The 22,974-nt window shown below is 74.0% G+C and carries 28 protein-coding genes and 2 pseudogenes; 18 read left to right on the top strand and 12 right to left on the bottom strand.

Features of this window, described 5'->3' with window-relative positions:
* Positions 1–41 precede the first annotated feature (41 nt).
* From QQK45_RS05015 to QQK45_RS05025, 3 genes are all read right to left on the bottom strand, one after another.
* Entirely contained in the window at positions 42–1,490 is a 1,449-nt protein-coding gene (locus tag QQK45_RS05015; protein WP_284292319.1) for a helix-turn-helix domain-containing protein, read from the bottom strand.
* A gap of 20 nt (positions 1,491–1,510) precedes the next feature.
* Complete coding sequence (locus QQK45_RS05020; RefSeq protein ID WP_284292320.1) at positions 1,511–2,686, bottom strand: winged helix-turn-helix domain-containing protein; 1,176 nt, start codon at positions 2,684–2,686, stop codon at positions 1,511–1,513.
* 69 nt (positions 2,687–2,755) lie between these two features.
* Positions 2,756–3,424 (bottom strand): GAP family protein, encoded by a 669-nt coding sequence (locus QQK45_RS05025; protein ID WP_284292321.1) that lies wholly within the window; start codon positions 3,422–3,424, stop codon positions 2,756–2,758.
* Positions 3,425–3,687: 263 nt separating this feature from the next.
* Here QQK45_RS05025 and QQK45_RS05030 point away from each other — a divergent pair, with 263 nt between their 5' ends.
* Complete coding sequence (locus tag QQK45_RS05030) at positions 3,688–4,959, top strand: DUF1214 domain-containing protein (RefSeq protein ID WP_284292322.1); 1,272 nt, start codon at positions 3,688–3,690, stop codon at positions 4,957–4,959.
* On the opposite strand, the gene QQK45_RS05035 is transcribed toward QQK45_RS05030, so the two are convergent.
* Positions 4,896–5,357 (bottom strand): winged helix-turn-helix transcriptional regulator, encoded by a 462-nt coding sequence (locus tag QQK45_RS05035; protein ID WP_284292323.1) that lies wholly within the window; start codon positions 5,355–5,357, stop codon positions 4,896–4,898. The genes QQK45_RS05030 and QQK45_RS05035 overlap by 64 nt on opposite strands.
* A 78-nt stretch (positions 5,358–5,435) precedes the next feature.
* Here QQK45_RS05035 and QQK45_RS05040 point away from each other — a divergent pair, with 78 nt between their 5' ends.
* From QQK45_RS05040 to QQK45_RS05060, 5 genes and pseudogenes are all read left to right on the top strand, one after another.
* Entirely contained in the window at positions 5,436–6,302 is an 867-nt protein-coding gene (locus QQK45_RS05040; RefSeq protein ID WP_284292324.1) for an SDR family NAD(P)-dependent oxidoreductase, read from the top strand.
* A gap of 9 nt (positions 6,303–6,311) precedes the next feature.
* The gene (locus QQK45_RS05045) at positions 6,312–6,854 is read left to right on the top strand and encodes a hypothetical protein (protein WP_284292325.1); all 543 of its coding nucleotides are present in this window, start codon (positions 6,312–6,314) and stop codon (positions 6,852–6,854) included.
* A 96-nt stretch (positions 6,855–6,950) separates the two neighbouring features.
* Entirely contained in the window at positions 6,951–7,301 is a 351-nt protein-coding gene (locus tag QQK45_RS05050; protein ID WP_284292326.1) for a helix-turn-helix domain-containing protein, read from the top strand.
* Positions 7,241–7,405: pseudogene (locus QQK45_RS05055) on the top strand (Cro/Cl family transcriptional regulator); the annotation flags it as partial. The gene QQK45_RS05050 and the pseudogene QQK45_RS05055, both read left to right, overlap by 61 nt.
* Positions 7,402–7,932 (top strand): HepT-like ribonuclease domain-containing protein, encoded by a 531-nt coding sequence (locus QQK45_RS05060; RefSeq protein WP_284292328.1) that lies wholly within the window; start codon positions 7,402–7,404, stop codon positions 7,930–7,932. The pseudogene QQK45_RS05055 and the gene QQK45_RS05060, both read left to right, overlap by 4 nt.
* A gap of 35 nt (positions 7,933–7,967) precedes the next feature.
* Here the strand turns inward: QQK45_RS05060 and QQK45_RS05065 are convergent, their stop codons facing one another.
* A complete protein-coding gene (locus tag QQK45_RS05065) occupies positions 7,968–8,900 on the bottom strand; it encodes a cation diffusion facilitator family transporter (protein ID WP_284292329.1) in 933 nt (310 codons plus the stop codon).
* Positions 8,897–9,277 (bottom strand): ArsR/SmtB family transcription factor, encoded by a 381-nt coding sequence (locus QQK45_RS05070; protein ID WP_284292330.1) that lies wholly within the window; start codon positions 9,275–9,277, stop codon positions 8,897–8,899. The genes QQK45_RS05065 and QQK45_RS05070 overlap by 4 nt, the downstream gene beginning before the upstream one ends.
* 167 nt (positions 9,278–9,444) lie before the next feature.
* Here QQK45_RS05070 and QQK45_RS05075 point away from each other — a divergent pair, with 167 nt between their 5' ends.
* The gene (locus tag QQK45_RS05075; protein WP_284292331.1) at positions 9,445–9,996 is read left to right on the top strand and encodes a universal stress protein; all 552 of its coding nucleotides are present in this window, start codon (positions 9,445–9,447) and stop codon (positions 9,994–9,996) included.
* A 4-nt stretch (positions 9,997–10,000) separates the two neighbouring features.
* Here the strand turns inward: QQK45_RS05075 and QQK45_RS05080 are convergent, their stop codons facing one another.
* Both QQK45_RS05080 and QQK45_RS05085 read right to left on the bottom strand, forming a co-directional pair.
* Entirely contained in the window at positions 10,001–10,432 is a 432-nt protein-coding gene (locus QQK45_RS05080; protein ID WP_284292332.1) for an arsenate reductase ArsC, read from the bottom strand.
* 19 nt (positions 10,433–10,451) lie between these two features.
* Positions 10,452–11,800 (bottom strand): annotated as a pseudogene (locus QQK45_RS05085) (FAD-dependent oxidoreductase).
* Between the two features lie 78 nt (positions 11,801–11,878).
* Between QQK45_RS05085 and QQK45_RS05090 the strand changes: the two are divergent.
* The 5 genes from QQK45_RS05090 (at position 11,879) to QQK45_RS05110 (ending at position 14,754) form a co-directional block, all read left to right on the top strand.
* Entirely contained in the window at positions 11,879–12,250 is a 372-nt protein-coding gene (locus QQK45_RS05090) for an ArsR/SmtB family transcription factor (protein ID WP_284292333.1), read from the top strand.
* 90 nt (positions 12,251–12,340) lie between these two features.
* A complete protein-coding gene (locus QQK45_RS05095; RefSeq protein ID WP_284292334.1) occupies positions 12,341–12,736 on the top strand; it encodes a DUF7144 family membrane protein in 396 nt (131 codons plus the stop codon).
* A gap of 4 nt (positions 12,737–12,740) precedes the next feature.
* Positions 12,741–13,481 carry a hypothetical protein gene (locus QQK45_RS05100; RefSeq protein ID WP_284292335.1) on the top strand — a complete coding sequence of 247 codons (741 nt, stop codon included), beginning with the start codon at positions 12,741–12,743 and terminating at the stop codon, positions 13,479–13,481.
* Entirely contained in the window at positions 13,478–13,963 is a 486-nt protein-coding gene (locus QQK45_RS05105) for a hypothetical protein (RefSeq protein ID WP_284292336.1), read from the top strand. The genes QQK45_RS05100 and QQK45_RS05105 overlap by 4 nt, the downstream gene beginning before the upstream one ends.
* On the top strand, positions 13,963–14,754 hold the full coding sequence (locus QQK45_RS05110; RefSeq protein WP_284292337.1) for a potassium channel family protein: 792 nt from the start codon (positions 13,963–13,965) through the stop codon (positions 14,752–14,754). Before QQK45_RS05105 ends, QQK45_RS05110 begins: the two co-directional genes overlap by 1 nt.
* Here the strand turns inward: QQK45_RS05110 and QQK45_RS05115 are convergent.
* The 3 genes from QQK45_RS05115 to QQK45_RS05125 form a co-directional block, all read right to left on the bottom strand.
* A complete protein-coding gene (locus QQK45_RS05115) occupies positions 14,737–15,294 on the bottom strand; it encodes a helix-turn-helix transcriptional regulator (RefSeq protein WP_284292338.1) in 558 nt (185 codons plus the stop codon). The genes QQK45_RS05110 and QQK45_RS05115 overlap by 18 nt on opposite strands.
* Positions 15,295–15,548: 254 nt before the next feature.
* Positions 15,549–16,976: a winged helix-turn-helix domain-containing protein gene (locus QQK45_RS05120; RefSeq protein ID WP_284292339.1), complete on the bottom strand. Its 1,428-nt coding sequence runs from the start codon at positions 16,974–16,976 to the stop codon at positions 15,549–15,551.
* A 493-nt stretch (positions 16,977–17,469) separates the two neighbouring features.
* Positions 17,470–19,218: a SulP family inorganic anion transporter gene (locus QQK45_RS05125; protein WP_284292340.1), complete on the bottom strand. Its 1,749-nt coding sequence runs from the start codon at positions 19,216–19,218 to the stop codon at positions 17,470–17,472.
* Between the two features lie 131 nt (positions 19,219–19,349).
* Between QQK45_RS05125 and QQK45_RS05130 the strand changes: the two genes are divergently transcribed.
* The 3 genes from QQK45_RS05130 to QQK45_RS05140 are packed head-to-tail and all read left to right on the top strand — an operon-like array spanning position 19,350 to position 20,636.
* Entirely contained in the window at positions 19,350–19,769 is a 420-nt protein-coding gene (locus tag QQK45_RS05130; protein ID WP_284292341.1) for a DUF6325 family protein, read from the top strand.
* A 35-nt stretch (positions 19,770–19,804) separates the two neighbouring features.
* Positions 19,805–20,143, top strand: a complete 339-nt coding sequence (locus QQK45_RS05135) for an SHOCT domain-containing protein (RefSeq protein ID WP_284292342.1) — start codon at positions 19,805–19,807, stop codon at positions 20,141–20,143.
* A gap of 10 nt (positions 20,144–20,153) precedes the next feature.
* Positions 20,154–20,636, top strand: coding sequence for a DUF1269 domain-containing protein (locus QQK45_RS05140; protein ID WP_284292343.1), 483 nt, complete (start codon positions 20,154–20,156; stop codon positions 20,634–20,636).
* A gap of 31 nt (positions 20,637–20,667) precedes the next feature.
* On the opposite strand, the gene QQK45_RS05145 is transcribed toward QQK45_RS05140, so the two are convergent.
* Entirely contained in the window at positions 20,668–21,363 is a 696-nt protein-coding gene (locus QQK45_RS05145) for a TetR/AcrR family transcriptional regulator (RefSeq protein WP_348525151.1), read from the bottom strand.
* Between QQK45_RS05145 and QQK45_RS05150 the strand changes: the two genes are divergently transcribed.
* From QQK45_RS05150 to QQK45_RS05160, 3 genes are read left to right on the top strand one after another with little or no spacing between them, the layout of a single operon-like run.
* Positions 21,362–22,159, top strand: a complete 798-nt coding sequence (locus QQK45_RS05150; RefSeq protein WP_284292345.1) for an AvrD family protein — start codon at positions 21,362–21,364, stop codon at positions 22,157–22,159. The genes QQK45_RS05145 and QQK45_RS05150 overlap by 2 nt on opposite strands.
* On the top strand, positions 22,150–22,293 hold the full coding sequence (locus QQK45_RS05155) for a hypothetical protein (RefSeq protein ID WP_284292346.1): 144 nt from the start codon (positions 22,150–22,152) through the stop codon (positions 22,291–22,293). The genes QQK45_RS05150 and QQK45_RS05155 overlap by 10 nt, the downstream gene beginning before the upstream one ends.
* Positions 22,290–22,880, top strand: a complete 591-nt coding sequence (locus tag QQK45_RS05160; protein WP_284292347.1) for a hypothetical protein — start codon at positions 22,290–22,292, stop codon at positions 22,878–22,880. The genes QQK45_RS05155 and QQK45_RS05160 overlap by 4 nt, the downstream gene beginning before the upstream one ends.
* Positions 22,881–22,974: the final 94 nt, after the last annotated feature.

Raw genomic sequence — 22,974 nt, forward strand, 5'->3', positions numbered from 1 at the left:
GTCGCCTCCTGGGACGCCAAATCATCCTCAACGGATGAGGGTTACTCGAGCAGCCCCGCTGCGAGCGCCGCCTGGAGCGCCTCGCGTCGTCCGCGCACCCCGAGCTTGCGGTAGATCGAGCGGGTGTGCGTCTTGACGGTGTTGACGGACAGGTACAGCGCGGCCGCGATCTCGGCGGTGGACCGGCTGGCGCGCAGCTCGCGCAGCACGTCGAGCTCGCGCGCCGAGAGCTCCTTCGCGACGACGGGCTGCCGAGGGGCCCGGGGACGGTCCCCCGCGGCAAGCAGCTCGCCCACGAGCGCGGCGTGCCGGGTGCCGCGGGCGAGGTGGTCGCGGAGCAGCGGGCCGACGTCGTCCCGTTCGGCGAACGGCCGACGGATCCCGCGGTCGGCGGCGTGGTCGAGCGCCCGGGCGAGGTGGCCGTGGGCCGCCTCGGTGTCGCCCTGCCCCCAGGCCAGCATCGCCGCGGTGAGCTCCCAGTTCACCGAGAGCTGCGCCCCGCGCTTGGACTCGTCGACCTGCGCGAGCGACCGCCACGCGTCGTCGCGCCGGTCGGCGCGCCGGTAGACCTCCGCCGCCCAGACGTGGCCGACGGCGAGCCGAGGACCGGCGGGCAGCCGGTCGAGCGCCTCGGCCCCGAACCTCGCGCGGCCCCCGAGCGCCTGGTCGAGCGCCTCGATCACGCCCGCGCAGTCGACGATGGCCGCGGACGACGCCGCGTCGGGCGCGAGCACGATCGCGCGGGCCCGCAGCAGGCCGCCCCGGTCGCCGAGCCCGACGTACGCCGCCATGAGCGCCGCGCCGGCCCGCGACCGCGCGACAGCCGCGCTCGGCGGCAGTGCCGCCAGTCCGTCCTCGAGATAGCCGCACGCGTCCTCGAGGCGGTCGCGCATGTAGCTGACGAAGCCGCGCACGACCTGCGGGCTCGCGAGCAGCTCCGGCGAGTGCCACCCGGCTGCCGCCACGCGGGCCTCGACCTCCTCGGCGAGCGCCCACGCGCCGTGGAGGTCGCCCGTCCCGACGAGCGGCAGGGTGCTCTCCGCCAGGCACGCGAGCTCGAGGGCGGTGAGCCCCTGCTCCGCGGCCAGGGCGGCGCCGCGCCGCAGGTGCGCGAGCGAGCGCGTGTCGTCGTACTCGCTGTACGCCTCGGCGCGTCCCACGAGGTACGCGGCGAGCGCCGCCGCCGACGGCGCGAGGACCGCCTCGTCCTCGAGGATCGACCGCCCCCGGTTCACCGCGTCCGTGAGTCCCGCGCGCGACGCGAGGAACAGCTCGACGAGCGTCGCCGTGGTCCCGACGGCGGTGCGGCGGTCGTCGGGCAGCTCGCCGAGGGTGCGGCGGGCGTGGGCGAGCTGGTCGGACGCGAGGTCGGGCCGGCCCTTGACGGCGGAGACCGCCGCGTCGACGACCGTGAGCTCGGGCCCGTCGCGCCACGGAGACGGCACGAGGCCGAGGAGCGCGCGCACGGTCTCGTGCTCGCCCGCGACCACCCGGTCCGCCCACCGGTCGCTCAGGATCCGCGCCGCGAGCCCGCCGTCCTCGGCGGCGCTCGCGTGCGCGACGGCCGCCGCGAGGTCCGTGGCCTCGCGCGCGCGGGCGCGAGCGTCCGGTGCGTCGCTCTGTACGCCTCGGGATCGGTGCGGCGCAGGATCGCCTGGCACTGGGCTGCGAACAGGGCGTGCCAGCGCAGCACGACGTCGTCGTCGCGGTCGCCGACGGTCGTGAGGAACAGCGCGCGGCGCCGGCACTCCTCGAGCATCCGGGGCCCGTCGGGGCCCCCGACGAGCGTGGCGGTCGCCGCGTCAGCGGTCTCGGAGCACGTGGCCCGGAGCACGAACGACGCGAGCTCGTCGGGCAGGCCGCGCAGCACCTCCTCGACGAGGTAGTCGGCGAGCGGGACGTCCGGGCGCTCCATCGCGCCGAGCGTCGAGGACGGCGGCGCACCGTGGTCCGCGGCGCCGCGCAGCGCGGTGAGGGTGAGGCGCAGGGCCACCGGCCACCCGGCGGTGAGCTCGCGGAGGCGGTCCACGTCCGGGTCGGTGAGAGGAGTGGGCTCGGTGGCCGCGAGCGCCGCGACCTCGCTGCGGTCGAACGCGAGCGCGTCCTGGCGCAGCTCGCCGAGCAGGCCGTCGCCCCGCAGCCGCCGCAGCGGCAGCGCCGGGTCGGACCGGCTCGCGAGGACCAGGCGGACGTTCGGCGGCACGTCCTCGACGACCGCCCGCACCAGCCCGACGGAGCCCTTCCCGCCGAGCTCGTGGACGTCGTCGAGCACGAGGACGAGATCGGTGCCGAGCCCGCCCAGCGCGTCGACGAGCGCCGCGACGTGCTCGTCCGCGAGGCTCTGGCCGAGCGCGGGCGTCGCGAGTCCGTCGAGAGCGGACACCGACCCGACGGCGATGCGGAGCGCCTCGAGAAGCGCGCGGTGCAGGCGCGCGGGGTCGTCGTCGAAGCGGTCGACCGAGAGCCACGCGACCGGCACCGTGCTGCCCGCCGCCCACGCCGCGAGCGCGGTCGTCTTGCCGGACCCGGCGGGGGCGACGACGAGCGTCAGCGGGTGCGCCGCGACGAGGTCCGCAAGGAGCGCGTCCACGCGGGGGCGCCCGACGACGGCGGCGGGCACGGAGGGGACGCTGACGCGCGCCCGGGGCTGACGGCCCTCGGGCGCGGCCGCAGCGGGCGTCGCCATCCCGCCAGCCTAGGAGCGCGGCGGCGCAGGTGGCGGCCGACACCCCGCTCGGCGGACCCCGGCGGCCGCTCAGATCGCGGTGATCCCGTCGCCGATCATCTTGAAGCCGATGACCAGCAGCAGGATCGCCATGATCACGGCGTTGTTGTGGATCATCCAGGTCTTGAGCTCGTCGAGGATCTTGGCCGCGCGCGACCCCATCGCGAGGTACACGACGATCGGCGCGGCCACCCCCAGCGCGGCCACGACGGTGAACACGGCGAGCGCGCCGAGCTGGGTGCCCGTGTCGCCCGGGGCCGCCGCGGAGATGGCCGCGGCACCCGAGACGACGAGCAGCAGGTTCTTCGGGTTGACCGCCCCCAGGAGGACCGCCAGGCCGAACGCGGCCGGCGGCTTGAACGTGTCGATCGCGCTCATCCACTTCGGCGTCGGCGGCTCGGCGTCGCCCTTCGGGCGCCCCGACCACTGGCGGAAAGCCACGAACAGGAGCAGGAGCCCGAGCACGATCTTGACCCAGGCCACCCAGCCGGGCTTGTCGTCGCTCGGGGTCGCCGCCCCCGCGACCAGCACGACGATCGCGCCGAGCACGTAGATCCCGACGAGCCACCCGAGCAGGAACGACAGCGCGTTCGCCTTGGCCCGCGGCGTGACGAGCATGAGCACGACCGCCACGATCGGCAGCGGGCTCACGAGCACGCCCACCGCCACGGGTAGCGACTGACCGATCGCAGCGCCCACGCGAGCCTCCTCGACGACGCCCGGGCGACCCGGTGCCGGCCCGACGACGTCCTCCCACCGTGCCCGGCCGCCGTCGGGCGCGCCTCATCCCCTGCGGATGAGCCGCCGCTCCCTCCCGACGGCGCACGCTGGGGCCACTGGATCATCCGACGAGGGGACGACCGACCATAAGCACACCCGCCGTACCGTCGCCGGGGCAGAAGGTCACTGCCGACTACGCGAGCGCCGTCGGGCACGCGGCCTACCTATGGGGGTGGGCGCTCGTGAACCTGCACAACCGCCGCGACCTCATGGCGCAGGTGCCGGCACCCGGCCTCCTCGCGGGGATCGTGCCGGCGGCACCTCCCGGGCGGCTCACGATGCTGACCGACTACGTGAGGCCGGAGGAGCGGCTCGTCGCGTGCCCCAACCAGGACGTGGCGTACGGGTTCGGCACCCTCGACGCCGAGCGCGGCCCCTCCGTGATCCAGGTGCCCGACTTCGGTGACCGGTTCTGGGTGTACCAGGTGGTGGACCAGCGGACGGACTCGTTCGTCGAGCTCGGCGCCATGTACGGGACGAAGCCCGGGCACTACTTGCTGGCGCCCGCGTCGTGGGACGGGGACGTCCCCGACGGCATCACCGGCGTGTTCCGCTACGACACACGCGTGGGCGTCGCGGCGCCGCGTGTGTTCCTCGACGACACCGACGAGGACCGCGCCCTCGTGCGGGGCCTGGTCGACCGGATCAGCATGTACCCGCTCGACGAGTTCGACGGCACCCTCAAGGTCGTGGACTGGAGCGCCGTGCCGTCCTACGGCGGAGGCTCCGCCACCGGGGACGGCGGCGAGACCCCCGCGGTCGACCCCGACACCTTCTTCGACGCGCTCCCCGACGTGCTCGACGAGGCGCCACCCCTGCCGGGCGAGCAGGCGCTCTACGACTGGTTCCGCGCCGTGCTCGAGGCGTCCGCGCGCGACGGGGAGGTCGCCGCGGCGCTGCGGCAGGCCGCCCGCGACGCCGACGCGACCGTCGCCGAGCTGTTCGAGTTCCGGAACTACGGGCTGCCCCTGGACCACCACTGGACCACCCAGCGTGCGGGCGCCCAGTTCGGCACGGACTACCTCCTGCGCACGGCCGTCGGGAAGTCGAACATCTTCGTCAACAAGCCCGAGGAGACCGCGTACTTCTACCTCGACCTGGACGCCGACGGGCAGCGGCTCGACGGTTCACACGCCTACTCGGTCACCTTCGCCGCAGGCGCGCTGCCTCCCGTGCGAGGCTTCTGGTCGCTGACCGTCTACGACAAGCACCACTTCTTCCACCCCAACGAGCTCGACCGCTACTCGCTCGGGACGAAGAACCAGCACCTGACGCACGGCGACGACGGTTCCCTCACGCTGACCGTCGGCGGCCCCGCACCGTCCGACCCGGCGGCGCTCGCGAACTGGCTGCCCGCTCCGGCCGAGGAGTTCACGCTCTACCTGCGCGCCTACTGGCCGGGCGCCGCGATCCTCGACGGCTCCTGGACCCCGCCCGCGGTGAACCGCTCCTGACCGACCCGGGCACGCGAGCGGGCGATCTGCTCCTGGTGCTCCACCGCCCAGTCGGCGACGGCGGAGAGCGGTCCGAGCAGTGACCGGCCTAGGTCGGTCAGGGCGTACTCGACCGACGGCGGAACCGTCGGGAAGACCGCGCGGGACGCGAGTCCGTCCTCCTCGAGCCCGCGCAGGGTCCGCGTGAGCATGCGCTGGCTGATGCCGGGGATCCCACGGTGGAGCTCGTTGAACCGGTAGGGCCGCTGCCCGAGGACCACCACGACGAGCACCGTCCACTTGTCGCCCACCCGGCGCAGCACGTCGGTCACGGGGCACTGCTCGTACTCGTCGGCGACGACGGGCAGCACGAGCGGCGTCGCGACCATCGAGGGCACATCGGTGTGCGTACCGGACATCGAACTGCCTTCTTCCGCGCGAGGCCCCGGTTCCCGAGGATGGGGTGCGTACTGATCGTAACTACCCCGGGAGGGACCATGGCCGAGCAGGCCGGCAGCCGCACGATCGTCGTGAGCGGTGGCACCGACGGGATGGGGCGCGCGTTCGCGCTCGCCCGCGCCGACCGTGGGGACCGCGTCCTGGCCGTCGGCAGCAACCCGGACAAGGGCGCCGCCCTGGTGCGCGACGCGGCGCACGCGCCCGGTGTCGTCGAGTTCCTCCGGACCGACCTCACGACCGTGCACGACGCCGACGCGACGGTCCGCGCGGTCCTCGACCGGACGGAGCGGGTCGACGCCCTCGCGCTGTTCGCCAACCGTCAGGCGCCCCGTCGAGTCGAGACCCCGGAGGGCCTCGAGGCGACGTTCGCCCTGTACTACCTGAGCCGCGCCGTCCTGGGCGAGGGGCTGCTGCCGGCGCTACGGCGCAGCCCGGCGCCGGTCGTGCTCAACGTCGCCGGGGTCGGCATCACCAAGGGGCACATCCACTGGGACGACCTGCAGCTCGTGGCCGACTACAGCATGGTCGCCGCGCAGCTCCAGGCGGCGCGGGCCGACGACCTGCTCGGCGTCCACCACGCCGCCACGCACCCCGACGTCCCGTACGTCCTCTACCACCCGGGCTTCACGCGTAGCGGCGACCTCAGCGTGCTCCCGGCCGTTCTCCGCACGGCGATCCGCGCCGCGGCGCGCGCGTCCGCACGACCCGTCGCCGAGTCCATCGCACCCCTGCTGGAGTACGTCGACGCACCGCCGACGGTGCCCCTCACCGCACGCGACCGGGACCGGACCGTCCCCCTGACCCTGGCGACGCTCGACCCGGGCGACGCGCGGCGGCTCGCCGAGGTGACCGCGCGGATCCTCGAGCGCCTGCGGACCCTCGCGCGCGCGCCGCGCGAGTCGTAGGTTGGCGAGGTGACGCAGCCCGCTATCTCGTTGCCGACGTTCGACTTCGCGGCCTTCACCACCGCTCTCAACGCGCGACGCCGCGAGGTCGGCCGTGACTGGTACCAGCTGGCGGACGACCTGTGGAACCAGTCGTCGGACCTGAACGCCGCCCTCGACGAGGGTCACACCATGTGCGGCGGGGCGTTGTCCCGGCTGCCGAGCCGGGACGACACCTCGTGCCAGTACGCGATGTTCGCGCTGCGCTGGATGAACCGAGCACCGGAGGACTTCCTGACCGGACCGGTCGTCGACGTCGGCGACACCCGCCTGCCGCAGGCCGACTCCGACAGCCGCCTGCGCTGGGACCTCGCCGAGCTGTACGCCGCCGTGGACGAGCAGCGGCGCGAACACGGCCTGACCTGGACCGCCCTCGCCGGCGCGCTGGGGTGCACGCCCGCCCGGCTGACGAACCTGCGCACGGCCCGTCAGGCCGACCTGGCGCTGGTCGTGCGACTGGCCCAGTGGGTGCACCGACCCGCGGCGTCGTTCATCCACCCGACGCGGTGGTGAGCTGTCAGGGGTGGCCCGGCGCCTCGTGAGCGGCGTGAGGCGCGACCACTCGCAAGCCAACCCGACCCGTCATCGCAGATTCGCTATGGTGGATGCATGGACACCTTCGGCGAGTTCCTTCGCGCCCGACGATCGGCGGCTGGCCTCACCCAGCAGCGCCTCGCCAAGATGAGCGGAGTCCAGCAGTCGACGATCGCGGCGATCGAACGCGGGCGGCGGCAGCCATCGGACGACGCCCGTCGGCGACTGTCCGCCGCCCTCCGCATCCGGCCGCGAGAGATCCTCCTCAACCGGCGTCGCGACGTCGTCGCCACGGCGGCTGACCGCGGACTGCGGGACGTCAAGGTCTTCGGGTCGATCGCACGCGGCGAGGACACTCCTACTCGGACGTCGACCTCATGGCGACGTACCCACCCGGATTCGACCTCGTCGACAAGGCCGAGCTGATCGCCGAGCTCGAGCGACTCCTCACGGTGCACGTCGACCTCGTCTCGCGGACCTCCAGCGGCGCCGCGGCCGCCGAAGCCCGCAACGAAGCGGTCGCCCTGTGACCGACGGCGCCGACCAGCACCTTCGCGACGAGGCCGACTATGCAACAGACGACGAGGAGCGGACGTACCGGGAGGATCGCGGCTACCCGAAGAACGCCCGGCCCTTCTCGAGCCAGCAGACGGTGCGCCGGCTGAGCGATCTGCTCGACGTGGCCGACCGCTGCGCGCAGATCGCCCGACGCGGCGAGCCGGCCTTCTTCGCCGACGACATCGACGGCGAGCTCCTCCGAGCGGCAGCCGAGCGCTACCTCATCAGCCTCGGGACCGTCGTCGAGAAACTTCACAGCGACTACAAGGATGCCGTCCCCGACGTCCCGTGGCGTGCTGTGACAGCCATGCGCAACCTCATCGCGCATCACTACGACAAGGTCGACGACGAGGTCGTCTGGCAGTCCATCTCGCGTCGTGTCCCCGAGCTGGTCGACGTACTGGGTCTCACCGGAGGCGTCAGCGACGCCGTGCTGCCGCCCCATCTCCGCGGGCAGGCGCCCCGCTCGTCCGACCCGTTCCCTGACTCGACGCCGTAGCGCCGCGAACCGATCACCCCCTGGGGTGAGGCCACTCAGGGGTGGCCCGGCGCCTCGTGAGCGGCGTGGCTCGCGGGCTCGAGCTGGAACGTCGAGTGCTCCACGGGCACGTCGAAGCGGGTCGCGACGCAGGCCTGGAGCGCGTCGAGGATCTGGGGCGCGTGGCCGTCCCGGAAGCACCCGGAGTCGACGACGACGTGCGCGCTCAGCGTGGGCAGCCCGGTCGCGATGAGGGACGCGTGCAGGTCGTGGACGTCGCGCACGTGCTCGACCCGCAGGAGCTGTGCGCGCACCTCGTCGAGGTCGAGTCCCGTCGGCGTCGTCTCGAGGAGCACCGACGCGGTCTCACGGAGCAGCACGAACGCCCGCGGCAGGATGAGCGCCCCGATGACGAGACCCGCGACGGCGTCGGCCCGGTACCAGCCTGTCATCGCGATCACGATCGCCGCGACGATCACACCCACCGACCCGAGCGCGTCGTTGAGCACCTCGAGGAACGCCGCGCGCAGGTTGAGGCTGGCCGACCGGCCGCCGCTCAGCACCGCGAGCGACACCAGGCTACCCACGAGCCCGACGACGCCGAACACCACGAGCGCCGTGGACGGCACCTCCGGCGGGTGGAGCAGGCGCAGGACGCCCTCCACCAGCACGTACACCCCGACGGCGAGCAGCACCGCCGACTGCGCGAGGGCCGCCAGCACCTCCAGGCGGCGCAGACCCCAGGTGCGGCGCGCCGTCGGCGGCCGAAGCACGAGCCGCGACGCGACGAGCGCGACGAGCAGACCGCCCGCGTCGGTGAGCATGTGCGCGGTGTCGACGAGCAGCGCGAGGCTCCCCGTGACGAGGGCGCCGACGGCCTCGGCGACGAGGATCGCCGTCGTGATCCCGAACGCGACCGCGAGCCGGCGCCAGTGCCCGGCGTCGGCGACGTCGCCCGCGCCGTGCGCGTGGTCGTGGACGTGGCTCACCGGACGGCCCTGGCGGCGGGGACGCTCGCACACCCCAGGACCGCGAAGCCGGTCGCGTCGAGGAGCCGCAGGGTCGCGTCGAGCAGGCCGCGCACGAGGTCCGGATGGGCGAGGCGGTACTCGACGGCCCGGCCCACCGGGCGTGCCTCGACCAGCCCGCACTCGCGCAGGCACGCGACGTGGGCGCTCACGGTGCTCTGGGCGAGGCCGAGGTGGTCGACGAGGTCGCGGACGCGGTGCGGGCCCTCGAAGAGGTGCTGCAGGATCGTCAGCCGCGCGGGTTCGCCCGCGGCGCGCAGGAGCGCGCTCACCGCCTCGGGGGCGCCGAGCCCCGCATCGCTCGAGCCTGGATCGTCCACAACCGATGTCATCGCCATGGACCGATGTTATCGACCGTCGCTCGCCGCCGGGACACGCACACCCCCGCCGTGTGGGCATGCGTTTGGCTGTTTCGCGGGCGCGGAAACAGCCAAACGCATGCCCACACGGTTCGGGAGGGGCCGCATCGCTAGGCTGACCGACAGACGACGGAGAGGTGGTCCGCGTGGGTAGCACGCCCGTTCCCCAGCCCGGCCTGGACCGCATGGTCCCGTTCCCGGGCCACCCGCTCGTCGTCGGCGTCGTCCCCGGCCAGGACCCGCTCGTCGTGCGGACGGCCGCCTCGCTCGCGGCCGCGGTCGGCGCCCGGATCGCCTTCGCGTACGTCGACACCTCGCGGTACGTCGTGGAGGAGCACGCCGACGGCGCCGTGCGACACGCGCCGATCGACCCCGAAGGCATCGACGACCGGTGGGAGGACACCGAGGACTCCCTGCGCGCGGGCCTCACCGACCTCCTGCGCGATGACGACCTCCACTGGGACTTCCGCTACCTCGCGGGCCTCCCCGACCGAGCCCTGACCCACCTGGCGCGGGCCGTGGACGCGTGCGCGATCGTCGTCGGGACGCGCGTCGCGGGGACCGGGCACCACATGCGCGAGCTCCTCGAGGTCTCCGTCGCCGCGCACCTGTCCCACCACCAGCACCGGCCGGTCCTCACCGTGCCGCTCGCCGTCGTGGACTGGAAGGAGATCCGCGCCCCCTGGGCGACGCGCTGAGCCGTCAGTCCGCGCGCTCGCCCGGCGTGACGCCGAGCGCGGAGAGGAGCCCGACGACCCGTCGGCGGATCTCGTCGCGGATCGGGCGCACGGCGGGGGCGTCGAGACCGGCCGGGTCGTCGAGCTCCCAGTCCTCGTAGCGCTTGCCGGGGAAGATCGGGCACGCGTCCCCGCAGCCCATCGTGATCACGACGTCGGACGCCTGCACGGCGTCGACCGTCAGAACCTTGGGCTGCTCGGCGGTGAGGTCGACGCCGACCTCGGCCATGACCTCGACCGCCGTCGGGTTGATCCGGTCCGCGGGCATCGAGCCGGCGGAGCGGACTTCGACGGCGTCGCCCGCCAGCGCGCGCAGGAAGCCGGCAGCCATCTGCGAGCGCCCGGCGTTGTGCACGCAGACGAAGAGGACGGTGGGCACGGAGGATGGGGTGCTCATGGGGGTTTCTCCTCGGAGGTCAGACGGCGGGGGCGCCGAGACCGATCGTGACGGGCTGCGGCCCGGCGGGCGTGCCACAGCACGAGCCGCCCTCGACCCCGAGTGCCAGGTCGCTCGAGCAGACCCCCGTCGCAGGGAGGTTCAGCTCGACGGCGTCCGCCGCGGCCCGGTCGCCCGCGAGCGCCGCCGCGATCGAGCGCACCTGCTCGTACCCGGTCGCGAGCAAGAAGGTGGGCGCCCGGCCGTAGGACTTCATCCCGGCGAGGTAGAACCCGTCGTCGGGGTGGCGCAGGACCCGTTCGCCGTGCGGGGGACGGTCCCGCACGAGTGCAGGTTCGGGTCGATCAGCGGCGCGAGCGCGCTGGGGGCCTCCACGACGGGGTCGAGGTCGAGGCGTACCTCGCGCAGCATGTCGAGGTCGGGGCGGAACCCGGTCACGTCGACGATCGCCTGCACCTCGAGGTCGAGGACGTCGTCGCGCGAGGTCCCCAGCACCCGCACGGTGTCCTCGCCCGGGACGAGCCGCTCGATCGCCGTCCTCACCAGGAGCGTCAGCCGGCGGGCGTCGACCGCCGCCTTGAGGCGGGTGCCGAGCAGGCCGCGCGCCGGGAGCTCGTCGTCGGTCCCGCCGCCGAACAGCCGCCGGGCGGAGCCGCCGCGGATCGCCCACGTGATGCGCGTGCCCGGCGCGGTCTCGGCGAGCTCGACGAGGCTCAGCAGGGTGTTCGCGGCGGAGTGTCCCGTCCCGACGACGAGCGTGCGGCGGCCCGCGAACCTCGCCCGGTCACGCCCCAGCACGTCGGGCAGGGGGCCGGTCACGAACTCCGCGGACTCCGCCTCCCCGGCTGCGGGGAGGCCGGAGACCCCGAGCGGGTTGGGCGACCCGAAGGTGCCCGACGCGTCGATGACGGCGCGGGCGTGGACATCGGCGACCCGGCCCGAGCCGTCGACCGTGCGCACGAGGTACCCACGGCGCTCGCGCCCGAGGGACCGGGTCTTGTCGGCACCCTCGCGGGCGACCGCGACCACGCGGGTCCCCGGCCGGACGCGCGGCGCGAGTGCGGGGGTCGCCGCCAGCGGCTCGAGGTACTGCTCGACCAAGTCATGACCGGTCGGCGTGCCGTCGGGATCCGGTGCGGTCCAGCCCGTCGGCGCGAGCAGCCGGCGCGCCGCGGCGTCGACGTCGTAGCGCCACGGCGAGAAGAGTCGCACGTGGCCCCACGAGGCCACGGCCGCTCCGACCTTCTCCCCGGCCTCGAGCACCAGCGCGTCCAGGCCGCGCTCGAGCAGGTGCGCCGCCGCCGCCAGGCCCACCGGCCCGGCCCCGATCACCACGACCGGAAGCTCGTCTCTCGCCACGCCCGCCACCCGCTCCCATCGATGCACTTCGATACGACTCGTCCGAACAACGTATCGACACTTCTCGATGGCTGGCAAGATGGAGCCATGAGCCTCGACCTGACCGACGTCAGCACCCCGGACTGCTGCGCGACCGTCGTCCGCGAGTCGCTCGACCCCGCCGCGGCAGAACAGCACGCCCGGGTCTTCAAGGCGCTCGGCGACCCGACCCGCCTCCGGCTCCTCTCCATCGTCGCCGCGCACGACGGCGCCGAGGCCTGCGTCTGCGACCTCACCGAGCCCGTCGGGCTCGCCCAGGCGACCGTAAGCCACCACCTCAAGGTGCTCGTCGACGCCGGGCTGCTGACCCGGTCCCAGCGCGGGAAGTGGGGCTACTACGCGCTCGTCCCCGGCGCGCTCGACCAGGTCGCACGGTCGCTCGCCGACGTCGCGCCGGAGAGCCTCATCCCCCACGGATGAGGCGCGAGCCCTCCCGCCACGCCACCGTGAAGGGGTAGGCACGACGACCGCCGCCCCGCGACGCGGCCGGGCGCACTTCGAGGAGGAACCATGGCACAGAGGGTCACGGGCTGGGTCGGCTGGATCTGGTTCGCCGGCATCGTCATGTTCATCGCCGGCGTCTGGAACTTCTTCTACGGTCTCGCGGCCGTGCTGGGCCCCGACAAGGGCTACGTCGCGACGAGCGGCAAGCTGCTCGTCCTCAACCTCAACGGCTGGGGCTGGGCGCACCTGATCTTCGGGATCGTTCTGGCGATCGTGGGCCTGGTGGTCCTGAGCGGTGCGGCGTGGGCGCGGATCCTGGCGATCCTCCTCGTCGCGCTCAACCTCATCACGCAGTTCATCTGGCTGCCCGTGCAGCCTTGGTGGTCGCTGCTCGTCATCGTCCTGGACTTCTTCGTGATCTGGGCGCTGATCGTGCACGGCGAAGAGGCCGAGCGGGTCTGACCCGGTGGACGGAGCGCCGAGCACCGCGGGCGCCGCCGGCGGGGACCGCGACGACGCGGCTCTCGCCGGCGCTCCCGCGCGTCGCCGTCTCTTCCAGGGCTCCGGCGCCGCCCTCGCGGGCTTCCTCTTCGCGATCCTCTTCACGTGGGGTTTCGTCCTGCTCGACCACGGCCCGGGCCGCACCGCCGACGACGCCGCCCTGGTCGCGTACTACCAGGGCTCGGGCGGGACGTCGCTGATCGTCGCGGGCTTCTACCTGGTGCCGTTCGCCGGCCTCGCCTTCCTGTGGTTCATGGCGGCCTCCCGGCACCGGATCACCCAGCTCGCGCTGCGCGAGGACGCCCTGCTGGCGACCGTACAGCTCGCGTCGGGGATCGTGTTCGTCGCGATGTTCTTCGTGGCAGCCGCGGCGGCCGTCTCGGGGGTCGCGGCCATCCGCGTGGGCGATGTCGACTCGGCCGACCTGGCGAGCGCGACCCGGACCATGCTCACGTACGGCGACGCGCTCCTCATGGTGTTCGGGTTCCGCATGGCGGGCGTCTTCATCCTCACGTCCACGACCCGCGCGCTCCGGGCGCAGCTCTTCCCCCGCTGGTTCGCCGTCCTCTCCTACGCGGGCGTCGCCGTGCTCCTGTTCTCGCTCAGCTACGTCCGCTGGATCGTCCTCATCATCCCGGTGTGGGTCTTCGCCGCCACGGCGATCATCCTGTTCCGGCGGATCGTCGGGCAGAGGGCCGAGGCATGAGCATCGGCTCGTGGATCGACTTCGACTCGATGTCCGGCTGGACGGTCGTCTGGCTCGTCGTCACGGCCGTCGCCACGTGGCCCGCCGCACGCTACGGCCGCCTCGTCCACCTCGTCCACCTCCCCAACGGTCGTGTCCTGTTCGAGCCGCTGGTCAACCACGCGTCGTCGAGCGGCAACCGGTCCGAGATCGAGGTCCGCACCACGGCGCTCGACCACGTGGACGGCCTGCGCGACACGCTCCTCGGCGCCGCCCGGCACACGTCCGGGGTCCGGTCCGACCCCCGCCCGATCTCGTCTGGGTCGCGAGCAGCCCCAAGGTCTCGTCGGGCGCCTCCGCGTCTGGCACGCGCCACCCGACGGGACGTCCGTCGTGTCCGCCGTCGTGCTCGCCACGTCCGAGGCGCTCCGCGACGCCGGGCTCACCGCGAGCCTGACCTCTCCCCCGCCGCCACCACCGTTCACACCCCTCCGGAGCTGTGATGCCCGACGACGTCACACCGGCCGAGCGTCCCGCGCGTCGGGGTCCGTTCGCCGCGCTCGTCCGGACGGTCCGCCGGACGGACGACTTCGTCCTCGTGCTCGTGCTGCTCGTCGCGAGCTACGTGCTGTACGCGGCGAGCGGGCACGGGGTCGTCCGCACGATCGTGACCGTCCTGTACGCGGCCACGTTCGTGATCGCGTTCCGGGCCACCGACCCGACGCGACGCCAGCGACGGGCGCTGGTCGTCACGTTCGCCGCCGCCGTCGTCGTCGTGGGGCTCTCCTACGCGTTCCTCCCGGAGGCGGACGCCGACGGCATCGCCAACATCTTCGTCACCGCGATGCTCCTGGTCACGCTCGTCTCGACGCTCGCACGCGTGCTCCGCCACCCCCGCGTCACGCTCCAGACCATCGCCGGGGCGCTCAGCGCCTACCTGCTGGTCGGCATGACGTTCAGCACGGTCTTCGCCGTGGTCTCGTGGCTGGGGCCGCACCCGTTCTTCGCGGGCGGCGGCAGCGAGGACCTGCGGGCGTTCCAGTACTTCTCGTTCAGCACGCTCACGACCACCGGGTACGGCGACCTCGCCCCGCTCAACCCGGCCGGCCGGGGCCTCGCGAACATGGAGTCGCTCACGGGCCAGATCTTCCTCGCGACCCTGGTCGCGCGGCTCGTCGCGTCCTACCGGATGCTCCCGCTCCGGGGCCGCCGACCCGCCCCCGCCAGCGCGTCCACCCCGGACGACGCCGCCCCGTCCTCCGCGGGCGGCGACGGCTCAGGCGCCGGTCAGTAGCCCGCGGTCGAACGCGGTCCGCACGGCGTCGCGCCGCCCCATCACACCGAGCTTGCGGTAGATCGCCCGCTGGTGCGTCTTCACGGTGTTGACGGACACGAACAGCGCCGCGGCGATGTCAGCCGCCGTCATCGGGGAGCGCAGGTAGAGCAGGATCTCGCGCTCGCGCTCGGTGAGCTCCCAGAACGCGGCCGTGCGGCGCGTGTCGTCGTGCGCGGCGAGTGCGCTGAGCCTCGCCCCGATGAACGCCTCGTGCCGGGTCCCCCAGGCGAGGTGCGAGCCGAGCAGGTCGACCAGCTCGGGTCCACGTTCACCGAAGGGCCGCAGGATGGTCCGGTCCTCGGCGTCGTCGAGCGCGGCCTCCAGCGCCTCGTGCGCCCGGCGCGCGTCACCCGCGGCGTCGTGCAGGAGAGCGGTGGTGAGGTCGAACGTCACCGACAGCTCCGCACGCCGACGCTGCGCGGGCACCCGGGCGAGCGCGGCCCACGCCTCGTCACGCAGCCCGGCCCGGCGGTAGACGTCGGCCTCCCACACCCGCACGACCGACATCCGGGGGCCCGGCGCGATCGACCGCAACGACCCGACCGCGCCCGCGGCGTCGCCCCCTCGAGCAGCACCCGCGCCTCGATGACCCGCGCGACGTCGGCGATCGCGGGCTCCGCCGCGTGCAGGTCGGCCCGCGGCTCGACGATCGCGCGCGCGTCCGCCAGTCCCGCGGCGTCGCCCCGCGGCGAAGCACACCGCCATGAGGACGACGGCGGCCCGGAGGCCCACGACCCGGCTCCTGACCTGCGTCAGCGCGGCCGCCCGGCGCAGGTGCTCGGCGGCCTCGGCAAACCGGTCCTGCGCGTGGTCGACCAGGCCGAGCGCGACGAGCGCCGGCGCGATCGCCGCGGTCTGCGACCAGCCGAGGCGTTCCGCCCGTCGCAGGACGTCGCGCGCGACGCGTTCCGCCCCCGCCACGTCGCCGACGCCGAACATCGACGCCGCGCACTCGGCGAGGCACGCGAGCTCGATCGCGGCGTAGCCGGCCTCAGCGGCGAGCCGCGCTCCTCGCTGAGGTGGACCAGGGCGACGGTGTCGTCGTAGGCGAGCCGTGCCTCCGCCGAGCCGACGAGGTAGTAGGTCAGTGCTCTCGTCGACGGCGGCAGGTCGTCCGCCGCCGCGAGCAACGCCCGGCCACCCTCGAGAGCACCCGTACTCACCGTGCCGGCGCCGCGCTCACGGGCGACGTAGAGCGCGACGAGGGCCTCGGCGACGTCGAACGCCGGTCGCCGGTCGGCCGGCAGCGCCGCCCTCCGGTCCCGGGCGAGCTCGAGCAGCGCGTCGGCGGACGGGTCGTCGTCGAGGGCGCGGCACGCCGCGTCGATCAGCACGATGTCGGCCGCGTCACGGTCACCCCCGCGCACGGTGTCGACGAGCGTCCGCAAGGTGGCTGTCTCGCCCGCCACGAACGCGTCCGACCAGCCGGCGAGCAGGAGCCTCGACGCCAGCCCCTGCTCACCCGCTCGCGCGGCGTGCCCGACGGCGGCCGCCAGGTCCCCCGCGGCGAGCACCTCCGCCGCGGCGCGGTGCACCCGGGCGAACCGGGCCGGGTCGGCGCGGCGCAGCACCTTCTGGCACTGCGCGGCGAACAGCTCGTGCCAGCGGTACGCCGTCGGGACGCCCGCCCGCTCGAAGGCGGTGAGGAACAGGCCCGAGCGCACGCAACGCTCCAGCAGCGCGGGACCGGTCTCGCCGTGCAGCGCCCGCGCGAGCTCCGCGTCGATGCGCCCCACCGCCGTCGCGTCGAGCACGAACGCCGCGAGCTCGGGGTCGAGGGTCTCGACCACCTCCTCGAGGAGGTAGTCGGCGAGCGGCGTGGGGGCGACGGCCAGCTCGCGGATGCGTGCGGCCGGGTCGGGCGCGTCGCGCAGTGCGAGACCCGTGAGCCGGACGGCGGCCGGCCAGCCGCCGGTCGCCCGCGCGAGCTCCTCGACGGCGTCCGCGTCGACGTCGAGCCCCAGCTCGGCGACGACCAGCTCGACGTCGTCCGGCGCGAGCGCGAGGTCCTCGCGACGCAGGACGCCCAGGTCGCCGGACGCCTGCAGGCGCTGCACGGGCAGGGGCGGGTCGTACCGCGCCGCCATGGCCAGATGGACGCCGTCCGGTGCGTACCGGGCGAGGCTCGCGAGCAGGTCGCGCGCGCCGGGCGCGTGCAGGACGTGGACGTCGTCGAGCACGACGACGAGGGGCGTGCGCGCCTCCTCGAGCGCGACCAGCAGCGCGTCGACGTGGGACTGGCGCAGCCGCGCGCCGGCCCCGGAGGGCGCAGACCGTGCAGGGCGCGGAAGGGGTGCGCGTCGGGGGTACCGGCGTCGTCGGCCGGCTGCGGGAGCGCGGCACGCAGCGAGGCGAGGAGGCCACCGAAGAACCGGCGTGGGTCGTCGTCGAACGGGTCGAGCGACAGCCACGCGACGGGACGCGACTCCTTGTCCGCCCACTGCGCGAGCGCGGTCGTCTTGCCGTAGCCCGCCGGCGCGGACACGACGACCACCCGGTGGTCGCGCGTCAGAGCGTCGAGTCGCAGCCGCAGCGCCGGACGGTCGACCGTGCGCGCCATCGCGTGCGGCACCGTGATCTTGACGCCGGGGTGCCCTGCCCCTGTCATGGCTCGACGGTAGCGATACCTTTCGGGACGCGCGCGGGGAGCGTCAGCTCACCCCGCCCGGGGGCCTACGTCGCGGGGAGGGAGGCGACGGCGTCGTCCACGTCCCTGAAGACGGGCGGCTGCTCGTCCCGGTCGAGCGCGGCGCGGAGCTCTTCCCGCACCTGCCCGACGTCGCGCGCCACGGCGAGCCGCGCATCCTGCCGTGCCAGGTCCTTCTGCAGGGTCGCGAGCATCTCGGCCGCGTCGACGTCGACGAAGGGCACGGTCGCGGCGTCGACGACGACGAGCCGCGGGTGCTGCTGCGCCACCAGCGCACGGACCGCCGACCGCACCCGGTCGGCGTTCGCGAAGAACAGCCCCGACTCGGGCCGGACGACGAGCACCCCGTCCACCGGGTGCGAGGGGCGCCCGAGCTGCGAGGCCCGATCCGCGTCGACCCATGCTCCGGCGTCGTCCCGGACGAGCACCGCGACCCGCGCGTGGGACGCGCGCACGAGGAGCAGGAGCAGCGAGAGGACGATGCCGATCACGAGCCCGGGCAGCGTGTCGAACAGGAGCACGCCGAGCGCGGCGGCGAGCGCGGCGTAGAAGTCGTCGCGGGCGGCGGAGCCGTAGAGCGTGCGGACCGTCGGGGTGGCGAGGCGCCACAGGCGGCGCAGCGCCGCGACGTCCACGAGCTCGATCACGGCGGCGATCACGACGGCCGCGAGCGTCGCCTCGGGAAGCGACTCGAACAGCGACGTGAGGAACAGGAGGGTGAGCAGCGTGAGGACCGCGGCGGTGAGACCGGACACCTGGCTCTTCGCGCCCGCTCCCCCGTTGACGGCCGTCTTGGAGAGCGACCCGTTGACCACCATGCCGGACGCGAGCCCGGAGCCGATGTTCGCCGCCCCCATGCCGAGGAGCTCGCGGTTGGGGTCGATGTCGTAGCCCTCGCGCGCCGCGTACGTCTTGGCGGCGCCGAGCGCCTCCGCGAACCCGATGAGCATGACCCCGACGCACGGGCCGACGAGGTCGGTGTACTGGGTCCATGTCGCGCCGGGGAGCCCGAGCGCGGGCAGCCCGGAGTCGATGTGCCCGACGATGTCGACGCCGTGGTCGTCGAGGTGGAAGACCTTGACCGCGAGGACCCCGATGACCGCGACCACCAGCGAGCCGGGGATCTTCGGGGCGACGCGCTTGAGCACGAGCAGCACGGCCAGGCAGCCGACGGCGAGGGCCGCCGTCGTCCACTGGATGTCCCCGAGCTCGGTGAGGATGTGCCAGAGCTTCTCGAAGAAGTTGCCGTCGCCCTTGTCGACGCCGAGCGCGGCCGGGACCTGCCCGATGATGATCGTGAGCGCGAGCCCGATGATGAAGCCCTTGAGCACCGGCTCGGAGATGAAGGACGCGAGGAAGCCGAGCCGCGCGATCCCGGCGACGACGCACAGCAGCCCCGTCACGAGGGCGACGGCCGTCGTGAGCGTCACGAACAGCGCGTCGTCGCCCTTCGCGAAGGCTCCCACCACGCTCGCGGACAGGGCCGCCGTCGCCGACATCGGCCCGACGATCAGGTGGCGGGAGCTCCCGAGCGCCGCGTAGAGGATGAGCGACGGGACCGCGGCGTACAGGCCGACGACCGGCGACACCCCGGCGATCCCCGCGTACGCGAGCGACTCCGGGACGAGCACCGCCCACACGGTGAGACCGGCGATGACGTCGCCGCGCAGCCACGACCTCCGGTAGCCCTGCAGGGACCCGAAGACCCACCAGGCGCGGGGCGGCGCAGGCGAGGGCGAGGGAGCGGCGCTGGGGTGCGGGGCGGTCGCGGTCACGTCCCCCACCCTCCCGCGCAGCCCCGGGACGCGGATCACCCGCCAGGGATGAGCCGGACGACGGCGGCGCGGGTGAGGCTGGGGTCGAGGGGCGCTGCGCCGGCTCCCCGGTCTTCGACGAGAGGAACGCGATGAGCGACACCATCTACGGCCCGGCGGACTTCTATGCGATCAGCCTGTCGAACGGCGACGTCGACGACGGCGTGCGGCAGGCCGTCGTCGACCTGCTGGGGAACGACGCGATCACGGTCGTCGACCTGCTCGTCGTGCGCAAGGGCGAGGACGGCACGGTCGACGCGGGCGAGCTCGCGGAGGGCGTCGTGCCCGGCGTCGACGAGCTCGGCGAGACCGGCGCGCAGCTCGCGAGCGAGGAGGACGTCGAGGCCGTCGCCGAGCTGCTCGAGCCGGGGAGCGCGGCGCTCGTCGCGGTCATCGAGCACACGTGGGCCCGGGGTCTCGTCGAGGCGCTCGGCAAGGCCGGCGCGGAGGTCGTGCTCGCGGAGCGGATCCCCGCCGAGGTCGTCAACGCCAGCGCCGATTCTCTCGGCTGACCCACCCCATCGACCCGTCGACGAAGGAGCAGACCATGATCGGACGAGCCAGGATCGGACGCGGCGGCCTCATCGGGACCGCCGCCCGCACCGCGGTCATCGCGGGCACCGCGACCGCGACCACCGGAGCGGTGGCGCGGCACCAGCAGCGCAAGATGTACGACCAGCAGGCCGCGTACGAGCAGCAGGCCGCGCCCCAGCCCGTCTATGCGGAGCCCGTCCAGGCGGCACCGGCCCCGGCACAGGTCGAGGCCGCGCCCGCAGGCGGCGGTGACGACCTGTACGCCCAGCTCCAGCAGCTCGGGCAGCTCCACGCCCAGGGCATCCTGAGCGACGAGGAGTTCGCGCAGGCCAAGGCGAAGATCCTCGGCTGAGGCCGGCGCCATGACCACCTTCACCGTCTGGAAGTACGACGACGCCGGCCGCGCCGACGAGGCCGAGAAGATCCTGCGGGACGCCTCGCGCGAGGGCCTCGTGGAGATCCACGACACCGCCGTCGTGTCGTGGCCCCAGGGTGACGCACGACCCACCACGCACCACGGTCACGAGGACACCAAGAAGGGCACCGGCTGGGGTGCGCTGTGGGGGTTCGTGTTCGGGCTGCTGTTCTTCGTACCGTTCATCGGCGCCGCCGCGGGCGCGGCGATCGGCGCCGCGGCCAAGTCGCTGAACGGGCTCGGGATCAAGGAGTCCGACCTCGACACGCTCCGCGCCCAGATCACGCAGGGCACGTCCGCCCTGTTCGCGGTCACGGAGGGCGCGGACCTCGACCGCCTCGGGGAGCGCGTGCACGGGCTCGGCGGCACCCTGCTCCTCACGAACCTCACCGACGCCGAGAAGAAGAACCTGCTCGAGGTGGTGGGCTGACGGCCTCCCCGGCCGTGTCGACGCGCGTCGTCTACGCGGCCGGGGTCAGCGCCCCGAGCAGCGCCAGCACCGCGCGCGTCGTCGAGCGCGCCAGGGTCTCGTCGACGGGCTCGGAGCCCGGCAGGAGCGAGCGCGCCATGATCGGGCCGACGAGCATGTCGCAGATGAACGGGACGTCGTCGTAGCCCGAGATCTCACCCCGTGCGACGGCGGCCTCGAGGACGTCGGCGACGCGGGCCCGGCGGGGCAGGATGAACTGGCTGGCGTACGTCCCCGAGAGGACGGGGTCACCCAGGACGGACTCGAGCAGCCCGGACAGGTTCTTGCTCATGAGCGGGTCCGCGAACATCGCGACCTCGGCGAGCTGCAGCGCCAGGAGGTCACCCTCGAGCGAGCCGGTCTCCTGCGGGGGCTCCGCCCCGAAGTGCCGCCGGATCACGTCGAACGCGAGGTGGGACACGTTGCGGTACCGGCGGTAGAACGCCGGCCGCGTGGTGCCGATCTCGCTGCAGAGCGACTCGACAGTCAACTTGGAGAAACCTTCGGTCACCATGACCCGTTCCGCAGCATGCAGGAGCGACTCGCGGATCGCTGGGTCAAGAGGACGCCCTACCGGCCGAGAAGACATGCGCACGACGGTACCAACTGTTCGGCCTGTCACAAGACACCGAGTGGCGTAAATCGTCGATAGCATCAGCAAGACCGGTCTGATGAGAGGACATGCCATGCCCGAAGCACTGCACGACGGACTCCTGGCCAGCCTCGAGGACCTCCTCGGACCGAGCGAGGGCCGCTACTTCGCGGCCGGCTACCGCAACGTCCGGCACACACTGTCGACTCCCCGACCGGAGGGCAGCACGCTCACGGCGACCGCGACGGCCCACTACCCGCGCGACTGGTCGACCGACGGGTCGGGCCGGCCCCGCACGCCGCACCTCAGCTCCGTCGACGCCGTCGTCCTCACGACCCTCGCGCTCGAGGACGCCCTGGGGCCCGGGGCCGCGCGCCAGTGGGTCCGCGACGTCGAGCTGCGCAGCGGCACCGAGCCCTGGTGGGACCTCGACACCGTCCCGGTGACGGTCAGCTCCGAGCCCTCCGACGACGGCGCGCGCTACCGCGGGACCGTCGGCAACATCCGGGCCGTCGTGCACCTGGCGGGCGAGGCCGCCGCCTCGTCCGGCGCAGCCGTGCCGCCCGACGTCGGCCCGTCCGTCTACCACGACGCCTACCGGCGGACCGAGTGCACCACGTGGGTCCGCCCGGTCGACCGGGTGGCGCAGGACGTCCGGGCGACGCACGAGTTCGCCGTCGACGGCCCGGACGCCCCGTCCGGCGCGTCCGGGATCGAGTCGGCCTACCACCCCGCGCTGACGGTCGTCGACTACCTCGTCACGATGGGCCAGCTCACCCAGGTCCTCGTCTACGAACTCGCAGGCACCGCGCGGGCCGCCGTCGGGAACCTGTGGATGCGCAGCCTGCGCATCCTGGGCGTCCCCGCCCGGCGCCGCTCCCCGTGGCCCTGACGACGACCACGACGCTCGTGCACGACCGGCTCGTCACCCGCGGCGGCGCGGGGCTGCACGACGTGCTGGTGCGGTCGGAGTCGTCGAACGGCGTGCACGCGGAGGCCCGCCTCGCGTGGAGCGTCGCCGCGTGAGCGACGACGACGCCGCGCGCGTCGTGGCGGCGGCCGCGGGCCTGTTCGCCGAGCGCCCGTACGCGGAGGTGCGCCTCGACGACGTCGCGGACACCGCCGGGCTGACCGTCGACGAGGTCGTGGCGCGCGTGGGCGACCTCCACGCCGTGGCATCGGCGGTCCTCACGGCCGAGGGCGGCAGCATGCGTGCCGCGATGGCGGCGGCGCGCGAGCGGTCCGACGACCCCCTGGACGTCCTGGCGACGACGTTCCGCCTCGTCGGGGAGAACATGGCGAGCCGGGTCGAGGTCCGGGCCGGGATGCGGCTCGCCGCCGAGTCGCACCGGCACTTCCCCGAGCGGCGCATCGACCCGTACCGGACCTGGCGGGCGTTCGTCGTCGGGCAGCTCACCGAGGCCACGAAGCGGGGGCTGCTCCGGCCCGGGGTCGACGTCGACGAGGTCGCCTGGCTGCTCGTGTCCGGCGGGATGGGGACGAAGGGCCTGCTGGAGTTCCGCGGGGCGTGGGACGAGGCCCCGCGCCGGCTCGCGGGGATCGCCGACGCGGTCGTGGGGCTGATCGCGGCCCCCGCGGGCGACGCGTGCTGACGCGTCACCGCAGGTCAGCGCACCCGAGCGGGTGAAAAATCTCGACGGCCTCCGTTTTGCTTCGTGTTACGGGTTGTCACATATCACAATGGAT

Origin of the sequence: Luteimicrobium album (assembly GCF_030161555.1) — a bacterium.
GTDB classification, from domain to species: Bacteria; Actinomycetota; Actinomycetes; order Actinomycetales; family Cellulomonadaceae; genus Luteimicrobium; species Luteimicrobium album.